Source organism: Lutibacter sp., assembly GCF_030692605.1.
GTDB lineage: Bacteria > Bacteroidota > Bacteroidia > Flavobacteriales > Flavobacteriaceae > Lutibacter.
Genome location: NZ_JAUYUD010000016.1, coordinates 1 through 19,585, shown reverse-complemented (window position 1 = coordinate 19,585; position 19,585 = coordinate 1). Strand labels below are relative to the sequence as shown.

The 19,585-nt window shown below is 30.7% G+C and carries 17 protein-coding genes and 2 pseudogenes; 14 read left to right on the top strand and 5 right to left on the bottom strand.

Annotation, left to right across the window (positions count from 1 at the left end; genetic code table 11):
- Positions 1-218: 218 nt before the first annotated feature.
- Positions 219-863, bottom strand: a complete 645-nt coding sequence (locus Q8S45_RS01515; RefSeq protein WP_305600591.1) for a lysoplasmalogenase — start codon at positions 861-863, stop codon at positions 219-221.
- 7 nt (positions 864-870) lie between these two features.
- Positions 871-2,766 carry a hypothetical protein gene (locus tag Q8S45_RS01510; RefSeq protein ID WP_305600589.1) on the bottom strand — a complete coding sequence of 632 codons (1,896 nt, stop codon included), beginning with the start codon at positions 2,764-2,766 and terminating at the stop codon, positions 871-873.
- 254 nt (positions 2,767-3,020) lie between these two features.
- Between Q8S45_RS01510 and Q8S45_RS01505 the strand changes: the two genes are divergently transcribed.
- From Q8S45_RS01505 to Q8S45_RS01455, 11 genes are all read left to right on the top strand, one after another.
- Complete coding sequence (locus Q8S45_RS01505) at positions 3,021-5,258, top strand: molybdopterin-dependent oxidoreductase (protein WP_305600587.1); 2,238 nt, start codon at positions 3,021-3,023, stop codon at positions 5,256-5,258.
- 2 nt (positions 5,259-5,260) lie between these two features.
- Entirely contained in the window at positions 5,261-5,794 is a 534-nt protein-coding gene (locus Q8S45_RS01500; RefSeq protein ID WP_305600585.1) for a 4Fe-4S dicluster domain-containing protein, read from the top strand.
- A gap of 11 nt (positions 5,795-5,805) precedes the next feature.
- On the top strand, positions 5,806-6,765 hold the full coding sequence (nrfD, locus tag Q8S45_RS01495; protein ID WP_305600583.1) for an NrfD/PsrC family molybdoenzyme membrane anchor subunit: 960 nt from the start codon (positions 5,806-5,808) through the stop codon (positions 6,763-6,765).
- Between the two features lie 16 nt (positions 6,766-6,781).
- Positions 6,782-7,312: a YeeE/YedE thiosulfate transporter family protein gene (locus Q8S45_RS01490; RefSeq protein ID WP_305600581.1), complete on the top strand. Its 531-nt coding sequence runs from the start codon at positions 6,782-6,784 to the stop codon at positions 7,310-7,312.
- A gap of 20 nt (positions 7,313-7,332) precedes the next feature.
- Positions 7,333-7,923 carry a YeeE/YedE thiosulfate transporter family protein gene (locus tag Q8S45_RS01485; protein WP_305600579.1) on the top strand — a complete coding sequence of 197 codons (591 nt, stop codon included), beginning with the start codon at positions 7,333-7,335 and terminating at the stop codon, positions 7,921-7,923.
- 18 nt (positions 7,924-7,941) lie between these two features.
- Positions 7,942-8,604, top strand: coding sequence for a rhodanese-like domain-containing protein (locus Q8S45_RS01480; protein ID WP_305600577.1), 663 nt, complete (start codon positions 7,942-7,944; stop codon positions 8,602-8,604).
- Positions 8,605-8,629: 25 nt separating this feature from the next.
- Positions 8,630-9,247, top strand: a complete 618-nt coding sequence (locus Q8S45_RS01475; protein WP_305600575.1) for a rhodanese-like domain-containing protein — start codon at positions 8,630-8,632, stop codon at positions 9,245-9,247.
- 528 nt (positions 9,248-9,775) lie between these two features.
- Positions 9,776-10,798: a rhodanese-like domain-containing protein gene (locus Q8S45_RS01470; RefSeq protein WP_305600573.1), complete on the top strand. Its 1,023-nt coding sequence runs from the start codon at positions 9,776-9,778 to the stop codon at positions 10,796-10,798.
- A 67-nt stretch (positions 10,799-10,865) separates the two neighbouring features.
- Entirely contained in the window at positions 10,866-11,891 is a 1,026-nt protein-coding gene (locus Q8S45_RS01465) for a rhodanese-like domain-containing protein (protein WP_305600571.1), read from the top strand.
- A gap of 67 nt (positions 11,892-11,958) precedes the next feature.
- Positions 11,959-13,005, top strand: a complete 1,047-nt coding sequence (locus tag Q8S45_RS01460) for a porin (protein WP_305600569.1) — start codon at positions 11,959-11,961, stop codon at positions 13,003-13,005.
- A 105-nt stretch (positions 13,006-13,110) separates the two neighbouring features.
- Positions 13,111-13,770, top strand: coding sequence for a Crp/Fnr family transcriptional regulator (locus Q8S45_RS01455; protein ID WP_305600567.1), 660 nt, complete (start codon positions 13,111-13,113; stop codon positions 13,768-13,770).
- On the opposite strand, the gene Q8S45_RS01450 is transcribed toward Q8S45_RS01455, so the two are convergent.
- From Q8S45_RS01450 to ligA, 3 genes and pseudogenes are all read right to left on the bottom strand, one after another.
- Complete coding sequence (locus Q8S45_RS01450) at positions 13,771-14,613, bottom strand: 3'-5' exonuclease (protein WP_305600566.1); 843 nt, start codon at positions 14,611-14,613, stop codon at positions 13,771-13,773.
- Positions 14,610-15,071: pseudogene (locus Q8S45_RS13940) on the bottom strand (helix-hairpin-helix domain-containing protein); the annotation flags it as partial. The gene Q8S45_RS01450 and the pseudogene Q8S45_RS13940, both read right to left, overlap by 4 nt.
- A 423-nt stretch (positions 15,072-15,494) precedes the next feature.
- Positions 15,495-17,081: pseudogene (gene ligA, locus Q8S45_RS13935) on the bottom strand (NAD-dependent DNA ligase LigA); the annotation flags it as partial.
- A 237-nt stretch (positions 17,082-17,318) separates the two neighbouring features.
- Between ligA and Q8S45_RS01440 the strand changes: the two are divergent.
- Genes Q8S45_RS01440 through Q8S45_RS01430 form a run of 3 tightly spaced genes read left to right on the top strand, consistent with a single transcriptional unit; the run spans position 17,319 to position 19,431 of the window.
- Positions 17,319-18,569 (top strand): NAD(P)/FAD-dependent oxidoreductase, encoded by a 1,251-nt coding sequence (locus Q8S45_RS01440; protein WP_305600564.1) that lies wholly within the window; start codon positions 17,319-17,321, stop codon positions 18,567-18,569.
- A gap of 31 nt (positions 18,570-18,600) precedes the next feature.
- Positions 18,601-18,912 carry a TusE/DsrC/DsvC family sulfur relay protein gene (locus Q8S45_RS01435; RefSeq protein WP_305600562.1) on the top strand — a complete coding sequence of 104 codons (312 nt, stop codon included), beginning with the start codon at positions 18,601-18,603 and terminating at the stop codon, positions 18,910-18,912.
- 15 nt (positions 18,913-18,927) lie between these two features.
- Complete coding sequence (locus tag Q8S45_RS01430) at positions 18,928-19,431, top strand: DsrE/DsrF/DrsH-like family protein (protein WP_305600560.1); 504 nt, start codon at positions 18,928-18,930, stop codon at positions 19,429-19,431.
- Positions 19,432-19,585: the final 154 nt, after the last annotated feature.

Below are 19,585 nucleotides of genomic sequence, written 5' to 3'. Positions count from 1 at the left end.
TTTTGTGCAGTAAAACGAAACAAAAAATGTATCGAGAACCGTTTTTAACTATCATTTTTCTGTTCTCGATACAATTTTCTATCGAAAATCACTCGAAGTGACGAAAAATCATCGTTAAAAATTAATTGCACCCAACGCGTTTTAAATAGAAAATTTTTAATTTTTCTTATTTAGTATTTTCAAAGTTTATGACCTATTCCCTAGTCACTCTTATTTTCCTACTTTTGGATTTCAGATTTATAAATCAAAAATTGAGCAACAATATAAGTTAACATAATTAATACAGCAAAAATTGCTGTTGAACTATAGAATTTATTAATTGCTAGAATAGAATCGGAACTAATAAAAATAATAGCACCAACAAACATTAATAAGGATTTATTTGATTTTGTGTTTAAATAATCTAACATAGAAACCACTCCAAAAGTTGAAATAGTAATTCCATAAATTAGAACAGGAATTAGCATTTCATCCAAATAATTTTTCAAGAAAAATAGTAAAAATAGCAATAGTATTAAAAATGGTAATACAGAAAAAATTATATTTAAAACTGAAGTTTTATGAAGCCTGTTACTTACAATTTTTATAAAAAATAAGTGCGCTATTAGAAAAGAAACGAGTCCGATTGTAAAATACAATTCGCCATTAAACATTAAAAACACATCGCCTAAAAAAGAAAAAATCAATGCTAGAACATATATTTTATTAATTTCTGAAACTGAAACCAAATATAAAGTTACTAACGATAATAATATTAAAGGTTTAAACACAATAACCAAACTTGGAATTTTAAACATTATCCCAATTATATCAACCGCTGCAACAATAATAAACAGCGCCAATGCAATTTTTTGTTTTGTCATTTTCTACTCATTTATAAGTAGGCAAAATACAGCTTTTATTTAACTTTTTTAAGAGTGGCTGAATTCCATTAATCAAACTTTCTTGCATTACTTTAGAAGTTTCTTTATGACATTGCAAACAAGCACCAACTAACAACAATTGTTTTTGCTCTTTTACCGTAAATGGTCTAAAATCTGTTCGAGTTGAATTAATAACATCTTTTTTAACATTTTTCAAAAATGGTATCCAAGCATCTTCAGGCAAATTGTCATTAGAATTTAAAGCATATTCTGGAACAAAATTCCATTTTCCAAATCCCTTTTTAATATCGAATGTAAGATTTCCAGCCCCAAAGCCCAAGGCTTCGGAATTGGCATGACAGGATTTGCAATCTCTCACTTTTTTAGTTGTGGTATGGGGAGAATTAAGTGCAAACAATCTATGAAAAGTAACCTCTTCACCTATTTCTTTTCCAGCATAACTTCCTTTATCAATAGTTAATATCATACCCGGAATGGCAGGTTTTATTTCCTTTTTTCCATTATTTTCCATAACTCCCATTGCAGGTAACATGGAAGAAAATTCGGCAACATATTCTTTCCATTGACCCTTTCCATATTTTTTATCTAACAAATCAAACGCTCTTGGTTCATTTTTATCAAACTGATTATGGCAACCAATACACTTTGAAGTCCAACTAGAATGACACATAGAACAACTCACATTTTTATGCACATTATCTCTAGAACAAATTTGAGATTGAGGTTTTATAACTCTTGGAATTTTATCTTTTTTACCAATTAAATAAGCCGTACCAGTAGAATCTATATAGGTATTTACTAATGGATGACCACTCTTTTTAACTTTCAGTATTTTTTTATTGGTATGGGAATAATTACGATGTAGAAAAACCAATAAACTTTCTTTATCTAAGTCTTTATATGTTAGCGTGTTAGGTTTGTTTTTATAATGACAATCTGAACATGTAATTTTAACAGCTGTATCTTGCCTTAAATGTATTTTACCATCACCCATAACTTCGTGCGATGTATGACAATCTACACACAACATCCCTTTTTTATGATGTACATCTTCTCCATTATATTTATAAACCCGTTGATCTTCAAATACTTTATATTCCGAACTTTTTAATTGTGCAATATCCTTTTTTTTGAAAGTAGTTTCTTGCCAACCCTCGTAATTTGTAGAAATTCTACTAGACCTGCTGTGGCAACCAAAACAGTGTTCATTTTTAACAAAAATATCTGTTGAAGGATGGAATTTTGGTAAAATCTTTTTATTTGAACTTAAGTATTTTTGTAAATCTTGTTTAGCATCTTCAGAATAATTTAAATGACAAGCATTACAACCTCCTCCTCTACTTAATTGATTAATAGCGCCATACTCTGTTTTTTCAACACCTAAATGACAATTGGCGCACATATCTCTTAAATGCTTATCTGCTGCCGAATATTTTACATCCTTAATATGGTATTTTTCATAAGGTGACTTGGATTCTCCAAAAATATATTTATTAACAGCAATTAAACCACTATTTGTGGTCATTAATGAGTTTGTGATTTTTTTTAACTCTTCTGAATGACATTTACCACAAGTGTCTTTTACATCACTCAAATTTCCAGGTATTCTAACCATATTACTATGAGATTCCACTTTATCCATAGATTTTCCATCACCTAAATGGCAACTTACACAACCAATAAGTTCTGGATTATGGTATTCAGAATCGCCCGTAGTACCAATATGACATTGTAAGCAAGATTCTTTTGCAGTTCTCTCAACTTTCACAGAATCATATTCATCAATAACATTTAAAAAATTACTTTCATTTAATAAATAAAAAACGAAGATAATAGCTATAAAAATAACCCCAAAAATATACCAAAGCCTTTTATATTTCATTTAAATAATTTTAAAAACAAATTTACATGAAATAAAATGTTAATAATAATTGAGTTCTAAAAATATATTTTTTTTATAACCCGTTTTTAAACAGAATTTTACGCAGACTATGTTACTTAAGTCACTTATTTACTTAGGCTTAACAACTCTTAAATGTAACGATTGTTACTCTTTTTACAGCAATAAATGACTTTTATCATACATTAAACTTCCCACAGTAAATACCTTTACGCCAGAAATTAATACTTAAACTTATGACTACTTCAAGAAGAAAATTTATAAAAATTTCTGCTTTGGGTTTAGGAGGTGTAGCCGCAACAACAACAGCATTAAATCTTTTTGGTGCAAGTTCTTATTTAGATGAATTGGTAAGAAAAAATGTTGCTGAAACCTTTAAAAGAACTGCCACCTATTGTGAAGTTTGCTTTTGGAAATGTGCTGCTTGGGCCTATACAAATGAAAAAGGAGAGATAAAAAAAATAATTGGAAATGATGATGATTCTCATTGCTATGGAAGACTTTGCCCTAGAGGTACTGGTGGTGTAGGTATGTATAACGATGAAGATCGTTTAAAAACTCCATTAATCCGAAAAACCGTTAATGGTGAAGAAACTTTTGTAGAGGCAACGTGGGATGAAGCTCTTGATTTAATTGCTTCTAAGTTTAAAACCATAAAAGAAACTCATGGTGCTGAATCTATAGCTTTATTAAAGCACGGATCGCCAGGAAAACATTTAGAACACCTTTTAAACGCTATTGGTTCCGATACTATTGGTGAGCCAGCTTACGCTCAGTGTAGAGGACCAAGAGAAACTGGTTTTAAACTAACTTTTGGAACTTGGGTAGGTTCTCCAGAACCAACAGATATTAGAGATACTAAGTGTTTGGTATTAATAGGATCTCATATTGGAGAAAATATGCACAACTCGCAAGTACAAGAGATGTCTGATGCTATTGATAACGGTGCAACAATTATAACTGTCGATCCTCGTTTTTCAACCGCAGCAAGTAAATCTCAACATTGGTTACCAATTAAGCCAGGAACTGACATTGCTTTAATGTTGGCTTGGATGAATGTTCTAATTGAAGAAAACCTTTATGATAAAGAATATATTGAAAAATATGCTATTGGTTTTGATGAATTAAAAGACCACGTAAGTACTTTTACTCCAGAATGGGCTTATAGTATTACCACAATAAAACCTGAAGAAATTAGACGTACAGCAAGAGCAATGGCTTACGCTTCTCCTGCAACAATTATTCATCCAGGCAGACACGTTGTGTGGTATGGAGATGATACTCAAAGAGCAAGAGCCATGGCAATTTTAAATGCCTTATTAGGTTCTTGGGGACGAAGAGGTGGATTCTACTTTAAAGAAAGTTTAAAACTTCCTAGTTTCCCACACCCCGAATATCCAAAACCAAAATGGACTTGGAAAGAAGTTAGTGCTAAATATCCTTTGGCAGAAATGGGAGTTACTAACGAAATTATTCGTGCATCAATCCCAGGTGAAAATAGTGAATATCCTGTTAAAGCTTGGCTAGTTGCTGGTACCAATTTAACCAAAGCAATTCCTAATAAAAAGCTATTAGAACAAGCGATTGAATCTTTAGACTTTATGGTAGTAATTGACACTATGCCAATGGACGTTACAGGATATGCCGATGTTGTGTTACCTGAATGTACTTACCTTGAAAGATATGATGAAATTCGTTCAGCAACTAATAGAGAGCCATCAATTGCAATTAGAATTCCAGCTGTAGCACCAAAATACGATTCAAAACCAGCTTGGTGGATTGCTAAACAAATTGGTGAGAGAATGGGAGTAGGCGATCAATTTGCGTACGATGATTATAAAGAAGTATTAGAATACCAATTAAAAGAATTAGGAACTTCTTTTGAAGAATTAGAACAAATTGGTGTTAAAAATTATCCGCGTAAATCTGGTCCATTATACTTAAATGAAAATGAACTATATTCATTTACAACTTCAAGTGGCAAAATTGAATTGTATTCTCAAGAATTAAAAGATTTAGGATTTGATCCAATGCCTATATTTACAAAACACCCTGAGCCAGAACAAGGTTATTACAGATTAAACTACGGTAGGGCTCCAATGCATACTTTTAGTAGAACTGCAAATAATCCGAATTTAAACGACTTAATGGATGAAAATAATCTTTGGGTTAATCCAAAAGTAGCACGTATAATAGGTTTAAAAACTGGTCAAGAAGTTTGGTTAAAAAACCAAGATGAAGTTTTATCATCATTCCCAATAAAAGTTAGAATTACAGAAAGAACTGGTTTTGATGCTGTTTATATGGTTCACGGTTTTGGACACCAAAACAAAAAACTAAGTCGTGCTAATGGTAGAGGAATTAATGATACAGAACTAATTTCAAAAGTTGCAATAGACCCAATAATGGGTGGAACAGGAATGCGTGGAAACTTTGTTACCATATTAACTGAAAACCCACATAAAACAATTTAGATATGAGATATGCAATGGTAATAGACACATTAAAATGTGTTGGATGTAGTGATTGCGTTGTAGCTTGTCAAACTGAAAACAATGTTCCAATTGGATATTGTAGAGATTGGATAACTGAAGTAGTAAATGGCGCATATCCAAATGTGGAATTAGAATTAAAATCAGAACGATGTAATCATTGTGATACTGCACCTTGTGTAAGATGTTGCCCAACTGGTGCGAGCCATATAGTTGACGGAGGCATTGTTTTAGTAACTGGTAATGATTGTATTGGATGTGGTGCTTGTATTGAATCTTGCCCATACGATGCTCGTTTTCAACACCCAGATGGTTATGTCGATAAATGTACATTTTGCCACCACAGATTAAAAGATGGTCAATTACCAGCTTGTGTATCTGTGTGTCCAACAAAATGTATGTATTTTGGCGATTTAGACAATCCAAACAGTGAAGTTTCACAATTATTAAAAAACAGAAAACATAAAACGTTAGCTCCAGAAGCTGGTACTAACCCACACGTTTTTTATTTAATTTAAATTAAAAAATTATGCAAGAAGAATTATTTATAAGCGGCAGAAATATACCAAATATAGATCCTTATTTACAAGTTTGGCACTGGCCTATTTCAGTTTACTTATTTGTAGGTGGTTTGGCAGCAGGGCTATTATTTTTTGCTGCGATAGTAACAGTAATGGGAAAAGCAGATGTTTACAAAGCTGCAGTTAAAAATGCAGTAATTATTGCTCCAATAGCATTAACTTTAGGGTTAATGGCCTTATTGTACGACTTAACTCACAAAATTTGGTTTTGGAAATTGTATACCACAGTTAGAATAGAATCTCCAATGTCTTGGGGAGCATGGGTGCTAATGTTTGTTACTCCACTATCTTTCTTATGGGTTTTTAGTTATTATTCTGATATTTTTGAAAAATTTGAAGGTAAATATAAATTTCTGGAAAAATTTAAGTTTTTAGATACTTTTGAAAAGTTCCTAATTAAAAATAGATTGTATATGGCGTATGCTTTAATACCACTTACAATTGTTTTAGGAATTTATACAGGTATTTTACTATCAGCATTTAACGCAAGACCACTTTGGAATAATGCAATTTTAGGTCCGTTATTTTTAACCTCTGGGTTATCAACAGCGGCTGCAACTATTATTTTATTCGCAAAATCAAAAAAAGAAAAACACTTCTTTAGTAAAATTGATATCTATTTAATAATTATTGAATTAGGTTTAATAACACATATGATAATGGGCTTTTATGCCGGATCTCAAGTACAATTAGAAGCGGTTCAATTATTAGTTGGTGGAGATTTTACATTAATGTTTTTTGGATTTGTTGTAATCTTAGGTTTAATTATACCTTTAATAATGGAAATTGCCGAATATATTGGTTATAAAATACCTGCAGCTATTCCAGCACTCTTAGTTATTATGGGCGGTCTAATTTTTAGATTTGTAATGGTTGAAGCTGGACAATTAACTAGATACCTATATTAAAATTAAAAATATCAAGATGAAAATTAAAACTCAAACAAACAGACATATATATTGGAATCCATATTTTGGAGGTTTCCTTTTAGGTATTCTAATTATATTCACTTTTTACATTACTGGTAGAGGCTTAGGCGCAAGTGGTGCAATGAAAAGTAGTGTTGTAACTATTGTAGATGCCGTAACACATTCACATGCGGCTGATAATGCCTATTACAAACAATTTATAAGTGAAGATAAATCCTCTATGAATAACTGGTTAGTATTTGAAACTTTAGGCGTTTTAATTGGAGCATTTATATCTGGTGGACTTAGTGGACGTATAGGTTGGAGAGTGCAACATTCTCCAAAAATAACTTCAAAAAGAAGATTGGCTTTTGCTCTTGGTGGTGGAGTTTTATTTGGGTTAGGAGCTCAAATAGCTCGCGGCTGTACAAGTGGAGCAGCACTCAGTGGTATGGCAGTACTTTCAACAGGTGGTTTTATTACTATGCTTGCTATTTTTGGTACTGGATTTTTAGTGGCTTACTTTTTTAGAAAAAATTGGATTTAATTAAATAAAAAATAAAAATTATGGGACCTTTAATTCCTAACGGTATAATTCCAGCAGATTGGGATAGTATAATTGCCATTTTAATTGGTTTAGTTTTTGGGTTTGTATTAGAAGCTTCTGGTTTCTCATCATCTAGAAAACTTGCCGGAGTATTTTACGGATACGATTTTGCAGTATTAAAAGTATTTTTTACTGCTGCATTAGTTGCACTAATAGGTTTATATTATATGGATTATCTTGGTTATGCTGATATAAACTTAATGTATGTCCACCCAACTTATTTATGGGGCGCAATAATTGGGGGTGCTATTATGGGTGTTGGTTTTGTTGCTGGTGGTTTTTGTCCAGGAACAAGTATATGTGCAGTTGCCATAGGTAAAGTTGATGCAATAGTTTATGTCATAGGCATTATGATTGGTGTACTAATTTTCTCGGAACTTTTCTTTCTGTTCCAGCCACTATATGAAGGTTCATTTATGGGTAATATAACTTTAATGGATTCATTTGGTATTAATCCATATTGGTTTATCTTCATATTTACCATTTTAGCAATTGGTATTTTTGCACTATCAGATAAAATAAGATCAAAAGTTAAAAAAGTATTTTATTAATATAATAATTCACGTAACATGGTTAAGAAAAAAGTAGCAAAATTTTTAGCTTTAAGATATAAAATTCTAGCTTTAATTTTTATAATACTAGCAGGTGGTTTAGTATTATTGCCAAAGTATAAAAAACATGAAGGAATAAAACCTGAGGAATTATTAAATAATGTAATAAATCCTGAAAGATATATTTCAACAGATGCCTTAGCGCATAAAATAATTTCTAAAGATCCTTCAATTCTTTTAGTAGATGTTAGATCTGAAGAAGATTACAACAATTACACAATTTCAAATGCTTTAAATATTCCTTTCAGCAAATTACTAAATGAAGAAAATGAAATATATCTAAATCAAGATCAATATGATTTAGTATTTTTCTCCAATGATAATTTTTATGCAGATCAAGCTTGGATTTTATGCAACAGACTAGGTTATAAAAACATAAAAGTTTTAGAAGGTGGTATTAACCAATGGTTTTTAACTATTCTCAATCCGCCTGTTCCAACTGAAAATATGGCAGCAATAGATTTTGAGCAATATAACTTTAGAAAAGCTGCCAGTATGCACTTTGGTGTTGCATACCCAGAACAAACAAAAGAGGTTAAAGAGCCTGAGGTAAAAGCAGTTCCTAAAAAAGTTGTTACAATAGAGAAAAAAAAGGAAGTACCTACAGAAGGTGGTTGTTAATTAAAAACTTTTTAAAAGAAGATTCATGAAAGAATTAGAAAAAACCAAAAGAATATCTATTGCAACTACATTATTTATTTTAGTTGTTTTAATTGGTGTTTTATCATTTAAAAGACCCAAAAACTTGTATTCATTTAATACAGTAGAAACTTTAGAAAAAATAGGTGCTGAAAATTTATTTGTAACATTAGAAGATATAAATAATCCAGACTTTGTTTTAGTTGATGTTAGAAAAAATTATAATTTTGATAGAGGTCATCTTGAAAACGCAATTAATATAAATAGTGCGGCTATTTTAGATGATGAAAATATTGACATATTTAAAGAACTTCAAAATACAAACAAAACGGTAGTCTTATATGGTAAAGATCCTGAACAAGCAATTGCTCCTTATATGATTTTGTATCAATTAGGATATACTAACTTAAAGGTTTTACCCGTTGAAAATAGTTACAATCAAAATAAGTTAATTACTAAAACTGTTGAAGTAGAAAAATATGCAAATGACATTAATGGATTTATTGCAGAATCTATTAAAAAATCAGCGGTAGTAAAAAAACCTAAAGTAGAGGTTAAACCTCAACCTAAAAAGGTAATTACTATTGAAAAGAAAAAGGCAGCTCCTACAGAAGGAGGCTGTTAATTTGATTAAAAAAGGCTGTTAAAAAAAATAGACTATACCCAAAAATGTTAAATTAATTTTAAATTAATTTTATAATGAGCCCGATATTTTATCGGGCTCATTCCTTTTAAATTTAGTTTAATTCTCTAGTTATTATAATCGTTTATAAATTCTTTAATTTTTAATTTTAATTGAGTTATTGATTTAACTTTTTCAGGTTAAAAGACCACTAAATAAATTCTATTTTATAAAGTATCTCAATAAAACATCCTTTTTTTTATAAATAATCCAAAAATTACTATTTTAAAAAAGGTTTTATTCCATATTTCCTAATTCTACACCAAAATTAAACATCTAAAAAGTAAAATTTACATATGTTTTTTTATACTAACATACTGTATTAATGCTACTTACATATGTAACTATTGTTACTGTAAAGAACAAATATATATTGTATTTGACGTGACAAATGTCATACAAATACATTCACTCCACAATTAATTTTGTAGTATATATTAAAACAATAAACAATTTAAAATTAAACATATTATGAAAAAAATCACATCCTATTTTGTATTGCTTTTTATGGTAACAACTTTATTAAGTGGCTTAAAAAGTACCGCACAAAATAACATAAACACTCCTGAATCTGAGTTTGAATTGTTAGTTCAATATTTAGAAGAAAATGGAAATTACATCAATACCGACGCGCCTTCAATGATAAATGCAACTGAAATTAAGGAAAATTTAAAAAATCCAAAATATTTAATCATTGATATAAGAAAAGACACAGACTATGAAAAGGGCTTTATCAAAGGAGCCGTTAATGTAAAAGCCGAAGAATTAATTAAATATTTTGACAAGAAAATTAAACCGGTCAATTACGATAAAATTGCCATCGTATGCTATTCTGGCCAATCAGCATCTTATTTTAGTGCTGTTTTAAGAATTATGGGTTACAACAATGTGTATACCTTAAAATGGGGTATGAGTTCTTGGGGCAAAAGTTTTGCACAAAATATTTGGACTAAAAACACTTCCAGCGCTTTTGCAGGTAGTCTAGAAACCAAATCAAACCCAATGCCTACTAAAGGATATACTCCAGTACTGGCAACTGGTAAAACCGACGCAAAAGAAATTCTTAAAGCAAGGGCAGAAATGGCTATCGCAACCGTTTACAAAGATTTTATTACCAAGTCTGAAGATGTTTTTGCAAATCCCAGCAATTATTATATCGTAAATTATTGGAATGAAGAAATGTATAACAATGGACACATTCCTGGTTCTGTACGTTACGACCCAAAAAAAGCTTTTAACTTGGCAAACGATTTAACCACTTTGCCAAAGGACAAGAAAATTATTGTTTGGTGCGCAACTGGTCAAACTTCAGCTTACATAACTGCTTATTTACATATGTTAGGATACAATGTCGGAAACTTGGCATATGGTGCCAACGGATTTATGAACAGTGTATTGGTAACAAAAGGTGAAGGCTGGAATGCTTTCACACCAAAAGAAATTAATGAATTCTCGGTGGCAACTAAAGAAGTGGCAGCTCCAGGTTGTGACTAATAATAAAACTCTTAAATAAGGGGATTACTCAATTTAAAAACAATAAATTAATTTAAAATTAAAAAAAATGAAAAAATTATCACGATTATTTATCGGACTTTTTATAATACCGATGTTCTTATTAACTTCTTGTGACAGAGGAGATGACATAATTGTTAATAGCACACCCAAATTTGCCGTCCTGAAAGATTATATGGTGGCCAATAGTCTTGATTTAGACAAAATTTTAACCTCCACAGACAACATTTCTTTCATTTTAGATGCTCCGGCAGCTGCTGGAGATGTTACAGCATTTTTAAACACCTATTACATTATGGACGTAAGAGCTGTCGCAGATTTTGCAACAGGTAGGGTTGCAGGCGCCAAAAACGTTGCCTTTGCCAATATTTTAACCGATGCAACTGCGGCTAAAGCTGCAGGAAACACTAAAGATATTTTAGTGATATGCTATACAGGTCAAACTGCTACTTATGCAACTGCTTTACTTCGTTTATACGGATTTAAAAACACCAGAGCATTAAAATGGGGAATGTCTGGTTGGAACCCAACTTTTGATAAATATACCGCCAATATTGGAAATCTCGTTCAAGGAAACGCCAACTGGACTAACGTTGCAACGCCTCCAACACCTCCATCTTTTGAAGTGCCAACTCTTTCAAGCACTGCAAGTGACGGATTAGCCATTTTAAAACAACGCGTGGAAGCAGTGGTTGCTGAAGGCACCAAAACTGTTACGCCAGCTGCGGTAGTTGCCTCACCATCTACCTATTATCTTAACAATTACAAAAGCGCCGTTGATTATGCAGGTTATGGACACTTTACCACTTCATACAGAATTCAACCAATAACATTGGCTTTAAACAATCATTTAAACATCAATTCATCGCCAACAGCCAAAGTAGTTAACTATTGCTACACCGGCCAAACATCTGGAGTTGTCACAGCGTTTTTAAGAGTAATGGGATATGATGCTTATTCAATGAATTTCGGAATGAACGGTTTATGGAATGAAAATCCTTCCTGGCCAGCACCACCACTAGGAAACAAATGGGTAGCTTCTAGAATTAAATCTTACCCTACAGTAACCAATTAATAACTTTTATGGAAAGAAGTTTTAAAAAAATCAAAAAACTTCTTTCTCTTAAATAAAATATCTACTTATGAAAAATAAATTAATGTTATTATTGGCGTTCCTATTCATTTTCCAGGCAAACCAAGTTTTTGCGCAAGGATGTGATGAAGGTGATGATAAGGCCAAAGAGGAAAATACCGAAGCAAAAGCAGAAGAACCAAAAATTAAAGTTTTTGGATTTTTACAAGCACAATACGACTATGATGTGTTTAGTGATGCCAATACCTTTAAATTTAAAAGAGCAAGAGTTGGTGTCACCGGAGCTGTGACAAAAGACTTCACCTACTATATGGTGTTGGAAACTGCACCGTTGTTAAGCGCTAATGGAAGTGTTTACTTATTGGATGCGTTTATTACTTATCACAACAGCGATTGGGTTAAATTGTCTTTAGGACAATTTAAACAACCTTTCGGTTTAGAAGTAAATACTGCATGTAATGGTTTAACTACAATTGAAAGATCGATGATTTCGGATCAATTAGTTGCTCCTCAACGCGATTTAGGCTTAATGTGGTTAGGCGGCAATAAAGACACCAAATTACGATATGCCATTGCTTTACAAAACGGAAGTGGCATAAGCACCGTAGACAACAATAAGAAAAAAGATGTAAGTGGTAGAATTTCTTACAAACCATTTGATTTCTTAACCGTGGGTGGAAGCTACCGTTATGGATTTCCAACCAACAATGATGACAACAGAACCACTTATGGCGCAGATGCAGAAGTAAAATACAAAAACTTTAAACTTGTTGGAGAATATATTTATGACGAAGGCTCTTATAACGCTGCAGTTAGCGGAGGTTGCGGGGGTGCACCATCTACCTTAGGACCAAGAAGACAAGGTGCTTATGTTACTGCGTCCTATCTAACTAAATGGAACATTGAACCTGTTTATAAATATGAATATTTTGACACTTGTTTGGATTATTCAAAGAATATGAATGAAATAGTTACCATGGGTGTAAATTATTATATCAATAGCGCCACTCGTTTACAGCTTAACTACCAATACAAAGTTGAATCTTATGAAATTGACAACGACGCCTTCTTAGTTCAATTGCAAGTTAAGTTCTAATTTATTATATAGTTGTTTTAATTTAAAAAACTCCTGATTTAAATCAGGAGTTTTTTTATTTATATTCATTATTTTTGCTGAATACTTCATTTATAACTTATTATTATGAACACAGACAAGGTAGTGTTAAGAGAGAAATTAAATGATTATTTTGTTACTATTTTTGAAAAAGAATTAATAGATGAAATTGTTAATGTTGGAATATTTCGTTCCATAAAAAATGGTGAAATGTTAATAGATATTGGTGATCAAATGACCCATGTACCACTAATAATTAATGGAGCCATAAAAATAATTAGAGAAGATAATAACGGTGAAGAAATTGCCCTATACTTTTTAGAAAAGGGAGATACCTGTGCTATTTCATTTGTAAATTGTATCAACAGGAGTAGTAGCATGTTTAGAGGTGTGGCTGAAATAGAAACAGAAGGTATATTTGTTCCTGTTGAAATGATCGATCAATGGTTAATAAAGTACAAAACTTGGCGACACTTTATTATAGATAGTTACCATTTGCGACTTATTGAAATGGTTGATTCTATTGATAGTTTGGCATTTATGCAATTAGATGAAAGACTTCATAAATACCTAGTTGAAAAAGTTAAGGTTATGAAATCAAACATATTAACTATCACTCATCAAGAAATTGCAGATGACATTAACACATCACGTGTGGTAGTTTCAAGGTTACTAAAAAAATTAGAAAACGAAGAAAAAATTAAGATTAGAAGAAATAGAATTATTATTGATAATTTATTAAATTAATTATTCTAAGAGTTCCAAATAATCATTCTCAGAAATAATAGAAACATTTAAACTTTCTGCCTTTACTTTTTTAGCAGGCCCCATATTTTCACCAGCAATTAAATAAGATGTATTTTTAGATATAGAACTTGAAACTTTACCTCCATTATCTTCAATTGATTTTTTTAAATCGTTGCGCTCAAAATGTTTGAAAACGCCAGTTATAACAATTTTTTTATTTCGTAATTTATCCGACCTTAACTCTAAAATAGATTTTTCAAATAAAGGGTTTCTTGTAACTTTCTCAATTTGTTGCCAAGAATTTCTTACTTTCTGTTTTAAATATACTGTCTCTGATTTCTTATTAGAATTTGCAAATTCCATTAAATTTATAAATACCCTCCCACACACATATGCATCATCTAAAGCGTTATGATATTTTTTTTGATTTACTTTAAAATACTTAGCAATTGTACTTAATTTGTGATTTTCAATTTTTAAATAGGATCTTGATAAACTTAAGGTGCAGTGAATATCATAAGCTGGTTGTTCAATATTATATATTTCTAATGAATGGTTCAGAACAGAAACATCAAAACTATGATTATGAGCAACAACTATTTTATTATTGAAAAAATGTTTAATCTCATTCCAGATTTCTGGAAACTCTCGTTCGTTAATTATATCTTCTATAGATATCCCATGTACATTTGTAGTAAAAGGATTAAAATACAATTCTTTAGGTTTTATAAGTGAATAATATTCGTTGACTACATTTCCATCTTCAAATTCAACAATTCCAATTGAACAAGGGTTTTTGCCGTTTGCTGTTTCAAAATCAAAGGCAACAAAATTTTTTATCATAGCAATTCATTTAAAAAATGTTCTTCTGAAATAACTTTAATTCCTAATTCTTCAGCTTTTATTTTTTTTGCTGGCCCCATTTTATCACCAGCAATTAAATAAGAAGTATTCTTTGACAGTGAAGTTGAATTTTTACCCCCATTTTCTTCAATTAGTCTTTTAAGTTCATTTCTATCTAAAGAAAAAGTACCAGAAACAACAAATGATTTTCCCGCCAACTTATTTGTCTCATTTTCCTTTTGCAATATCTCAAACTTCAATCCTGAATTTCTCAATCTTTGAATTATTTCAATATTACTTTTCTGTTGAAAAAAGTTAACCACACTTTCACCAATTCTTTCACCAATTTCATCTACAGTAATCAACTCTTCAAAAGTTGCATCCATTAAATTATCAATAGATTTAAAATGTTTAGCCAGTTTTTTCGCCACTGTTTCTCCTACATATCGAATACCTAATGCAAACAATACTTTTTCAAATGGAATATTTTTAGAATTTTGTATACCATTTATAATATTTTTAGCACCTTGCCCTCTTATTCCTATAATTTTTCTGTTCGAAATTTTTAAAATAACAGCATCAAAATTTTTATACTTATTAGTTAAATTTTCAAAATCCTTTAATTCATCAATAAAATTAATTTTCTCTGATAAGGCTACTAATTCTTCAAATGCATCATTAAAAAACCCTTTATTCAAAGAATCATCATAATAACTCAAAAACAAAAACTCTTCTAAAGAAACGAAATTACTAAAAAAAGGAAATCTAAAATATTGAGAACATCTATATAAACTAAATCTTTCTTCAAATTTTGATTTAAATTTTTGAAATGCCAAACTATCTTTTTTATCCAAATAATCTATTTCTAAATCTAGAACATCATCAATTTTATTAATTTTCATTGAAATAATTTCAGCTAAACTTTTAGAAATATTTCCATAACCCAATGCAAAAATGGCATTGACTAATTGGATTTGTAAACAATTATTTTTCTTTATTCCACCAAACTCACTTTCATATGCTTTCTCTTGATTTACAATTTTATCATATTTTAAATCATAAAGATCTGAATAATTATGAATCAATCCATTCCAGTATAACAACTCAATAGTTTCAGCTCCAATTCCATCAATATTCATTGCTTTTCTGCTAATAAAATGCTGAATTCTTCCTGTTATTTGAGTGGGACAACCATATTCATTCGGACAATAATGTTTGGCATCTCCTTCTGTTCTAATAAGTTCCGTATTGCAATCTGGACAATTTGTTATATAAACAGTTGGTATTGAGTCAACTGGTCTTTTACTAAAATCAACCCCCACAATTTTGGGAATAATTTCTCCTCCTTTTTCAACAAAAACAGTATCGCCTACCTGAATATCTAGCTTTTCAATTTGATCGGCGTTATGTAGAGACGCCCTTTTAACAACTGTACCAGCCAATTGAACAGGTTCTAAATTAGCAACAGGTGTTATTGCTCCAGTTCTACCAACTTGATACGTTATTTCTTTTAAAATAGTGCTCTCTTGCTCTGTCTTAAATTTATAAGCGATTGCCCAACGTGGTGATTTTGCCGTATAACCCAATTCATCTTGTTGATGTAAGGAATTTACTTTAATTACAATCCCATCTGTTTCATAAGGGAGTTGATGTCTTTTTTTATTCCATATTTCAATAAAATCAAAAATCTCATCAATAGTTTTACACACTTTAAAGGCTTTTGGAATTTTAAAACCAATATTTCGAGCATTTTCTAACGTATTAAAATGAGTTTGACTTTCATTTTTATTGATTATAATATGGTAAAGTAAACAATCTAACGGTCGCTTAGCAACTTCAGAACTATCTTGTAATTTTAAACTTCCACTTGCAGTATTTCGTGGATTACTGTATGGCTCCTCACCTGCTTCAATGCGCTCTTCGTTCATTTTTTGAAATCCATCTAAAGGCAAAATAATTTCCCCTCTAATTTCAAATTCATCAGCAAAATTGGATGTTAAAACCAACGGAATAGATTTTATTGTTTTTATGTTTGCAGTAACATCATCACCCTTAAAACCATCACCACGAGTTACAGCACTTATTAATTTTCCATTTTTATAACTTAAATTAATGGAAGCTCCGTCGTATTTTAATTCACAAGTATATTCAATTTCGTCAGACCCTAATATTTTCTGAATTCTCTTTTCCCAATCTTCAATATCTTCTCTAGAATAGGAATTATCTAAAGAGTACATTCTGTTTTTGTGCTCAACCGTATTAAAGTTTTTTGTAATAGTACCACCAACGCGCTGAGTAGGCGAATTTGCATCAAAAAACTGTGGATTTTCAGTTTCTAATTTCTCTAACTCCTTTAACTTTTTATCAAATTCAAAATCAGAAATAATAGGAGTATCCAAAACGTAATAATTAAAATTATGCCTATGAAGCTCTTCTCTTATTTTATGAATTTGTTGCTCAATATTAATACTCATATTTCTATTATTTCAGGCTAAAATTACGGATAATTTTTTTTATATTTAAGGCTGATTTAGAGGTAATTAAAAAATAAAAAATAAAAAAAGATGTGTAACTAAGGTTACATGTAACATTGACATTTATCATAAATGAACCCAATGAAGTGTGGTAATTTTACGCCATAGTTAGCAAGTAGTTGAAACTTCTTTTAAAAGTTAATTATCAAAAAAAAACTAAAACTAAAATTAATGAAAAAATTACTTATTTTAGGAGCAGGTACCGCCGGAACAATGATGGCTAACCACCTAAGACCGAAATTATATTTAAACGAATGGGATATTACCATTGTTGACCAATACAAAACACATTATTACCAACCTGGTTTTTTGTTTTTACCTTTTGATACTTACACTGAAAATCAGGTAAAAAAGAATGGGAAAAAATTTATGCCTAAAGGTGTAAATTATATTCAAAAGAAAATTGAACAAATATTTCCAGAAGAAAATAAAGTTGAATTAGAAGGTGAAACATTACATTACGATGTTCTAATAATTGCAACTGGGTCTAAAATAGCTCCAGAAGAAACAACCGGTTTACTTGGTCCATTATGGAAAAAAGATATTTTTGATTTTTACACGTTTGAAGGCGCTTTAGCTTTAAGAAATAAATTAAGAGATTGGCAAGGCGGAAAATTGGTTGTACATATTACGGAAATGCCAATTAAATGTCCGGTTGCACCTCTAGAATTTTCGTTTTTAGCAGACTCTTATTTCAGAAAAAAAGGAATGAGAGACAAAGTTGATATTACATATGTTACACCGCTTTCTGGTGCTTTTACAAAACCAACGTGTACTACGGCATTAAATTATCTTTTAAAAGAAAAAGACATAAAAATTGAAATTGATTTTGCTATTGAAAGTGTAGATAATGACAAAAAAGTAATTGTTGATTATGCAGAAAGAGAAATTCCATTCGATTTATTAGTAACTATTCCAACAAATATGGGTGATGAAGTTATTGGAAAATCTGGTTTAGGAGACGATTTAAACTTTATTCCAACCGATCATAATACTCTTCAATCAAAAGACCACGAAAATATTTTTGTGATTGGAGATGCTACAAATGTACCAGCTTCTAAAGCAGGTTCTGTAGCACATTTTCAAGCTGAAACATTAACTGATAATATTCTTTTATATATTGGCGGATATCCACTTAAAAAAGAATTTGATGGACACGCAAATTGTTTTATTGAAACAGGTAATAACAAAGCATTGTTAATTGACTTTAACTATGTTACAGAACCAGTTCATGGGAATTTCCCTTTCGCAAAAATTGGTCCACTTAAATTATTAAAAGAAAGTGTATTCAATCATTGGGGGAAATTAGCCTTTAGATGGATTTATTGGAATATGCTTTTAAAGGGAATTGCTATTCCTTTTGTTTCAAGAAACATGAGTTTTAAAGGAAAAGTATTTGATATAAAACCAGACACAAAATAAAAATTTATAATAACAATAAAAACTAATAACTATGTCAGTAAAAACAATAGCAGGAGTTGAATTAAAAGTATCTGTAGACGGATATTTAGAAGATATGACTCAATGGAATGAAGAAATTGCGAAAGAAATTGCAACCGAATTAGGAATTGAATTAACTCCAAAACATTTTGAAGTATTAAACTATTTACGTGTAAAAACAATTGCTAAAGAAAATTTAACAATCAGAGGAGTTGGTAAATCTGGTATTGTTGATATTAAAGAATTATATGTTCTTTTTCCTAAAGGGCCTTTAAAATTCTCATCAAAAATTGCAGGAATACCTAAACCAACTAGTTGTATCTAATTTAAAAACTTAACAATGGAAAAAATAGAAAAAAAACCTTTAGAAAAAGTTTGTATTATATGTGCTAAAGGAAATTTAGAAGATGTTTATGCAACTTTGGTAATGGCTAATGGTGCAGTAATGGAAGGAATTGAAACCAATGTGTTTTTTACATTTTTTGGCTTGGATGGTATTACTAAAAAAGCAATGAATCACTTACATACAGCAACAACTGGGAACCCAGCAATGCGTATGCCAGGAGGACTTCCATTTCCTACTATGTTGGGTGGATTACCTGGGGTTGAGTCTGCTGTTTCAAGTATGATGCGTAAACAAATGGAAGCTTTAGATATGCCTCCAGTAGATGAATTTTTAGAAATGATCACTGCTGGTGGAGGTACAATTTACGCTTGTAAGCTTGCCATTGATATGTTTAAATTAACTAAAAGTGATTTATCTGAGGAAGTGAAAGATATTATTACTATTGGTCAATTTTATGAATTGTGTGATGGTGACAGAACACAAATTATCTTTACCTAATTAATATTAAATTTAACGCGTTGGGTGCAATTAATTTTTAACGATGATTTTTCGTCACTTCGAGTGATTTTCGATAGAAAATTGTATCGAGAACAGAAAAATGATAGTTAAAAACGGTTCTCGATACATTTTTTGTTTCGTTTTACTGCACAAA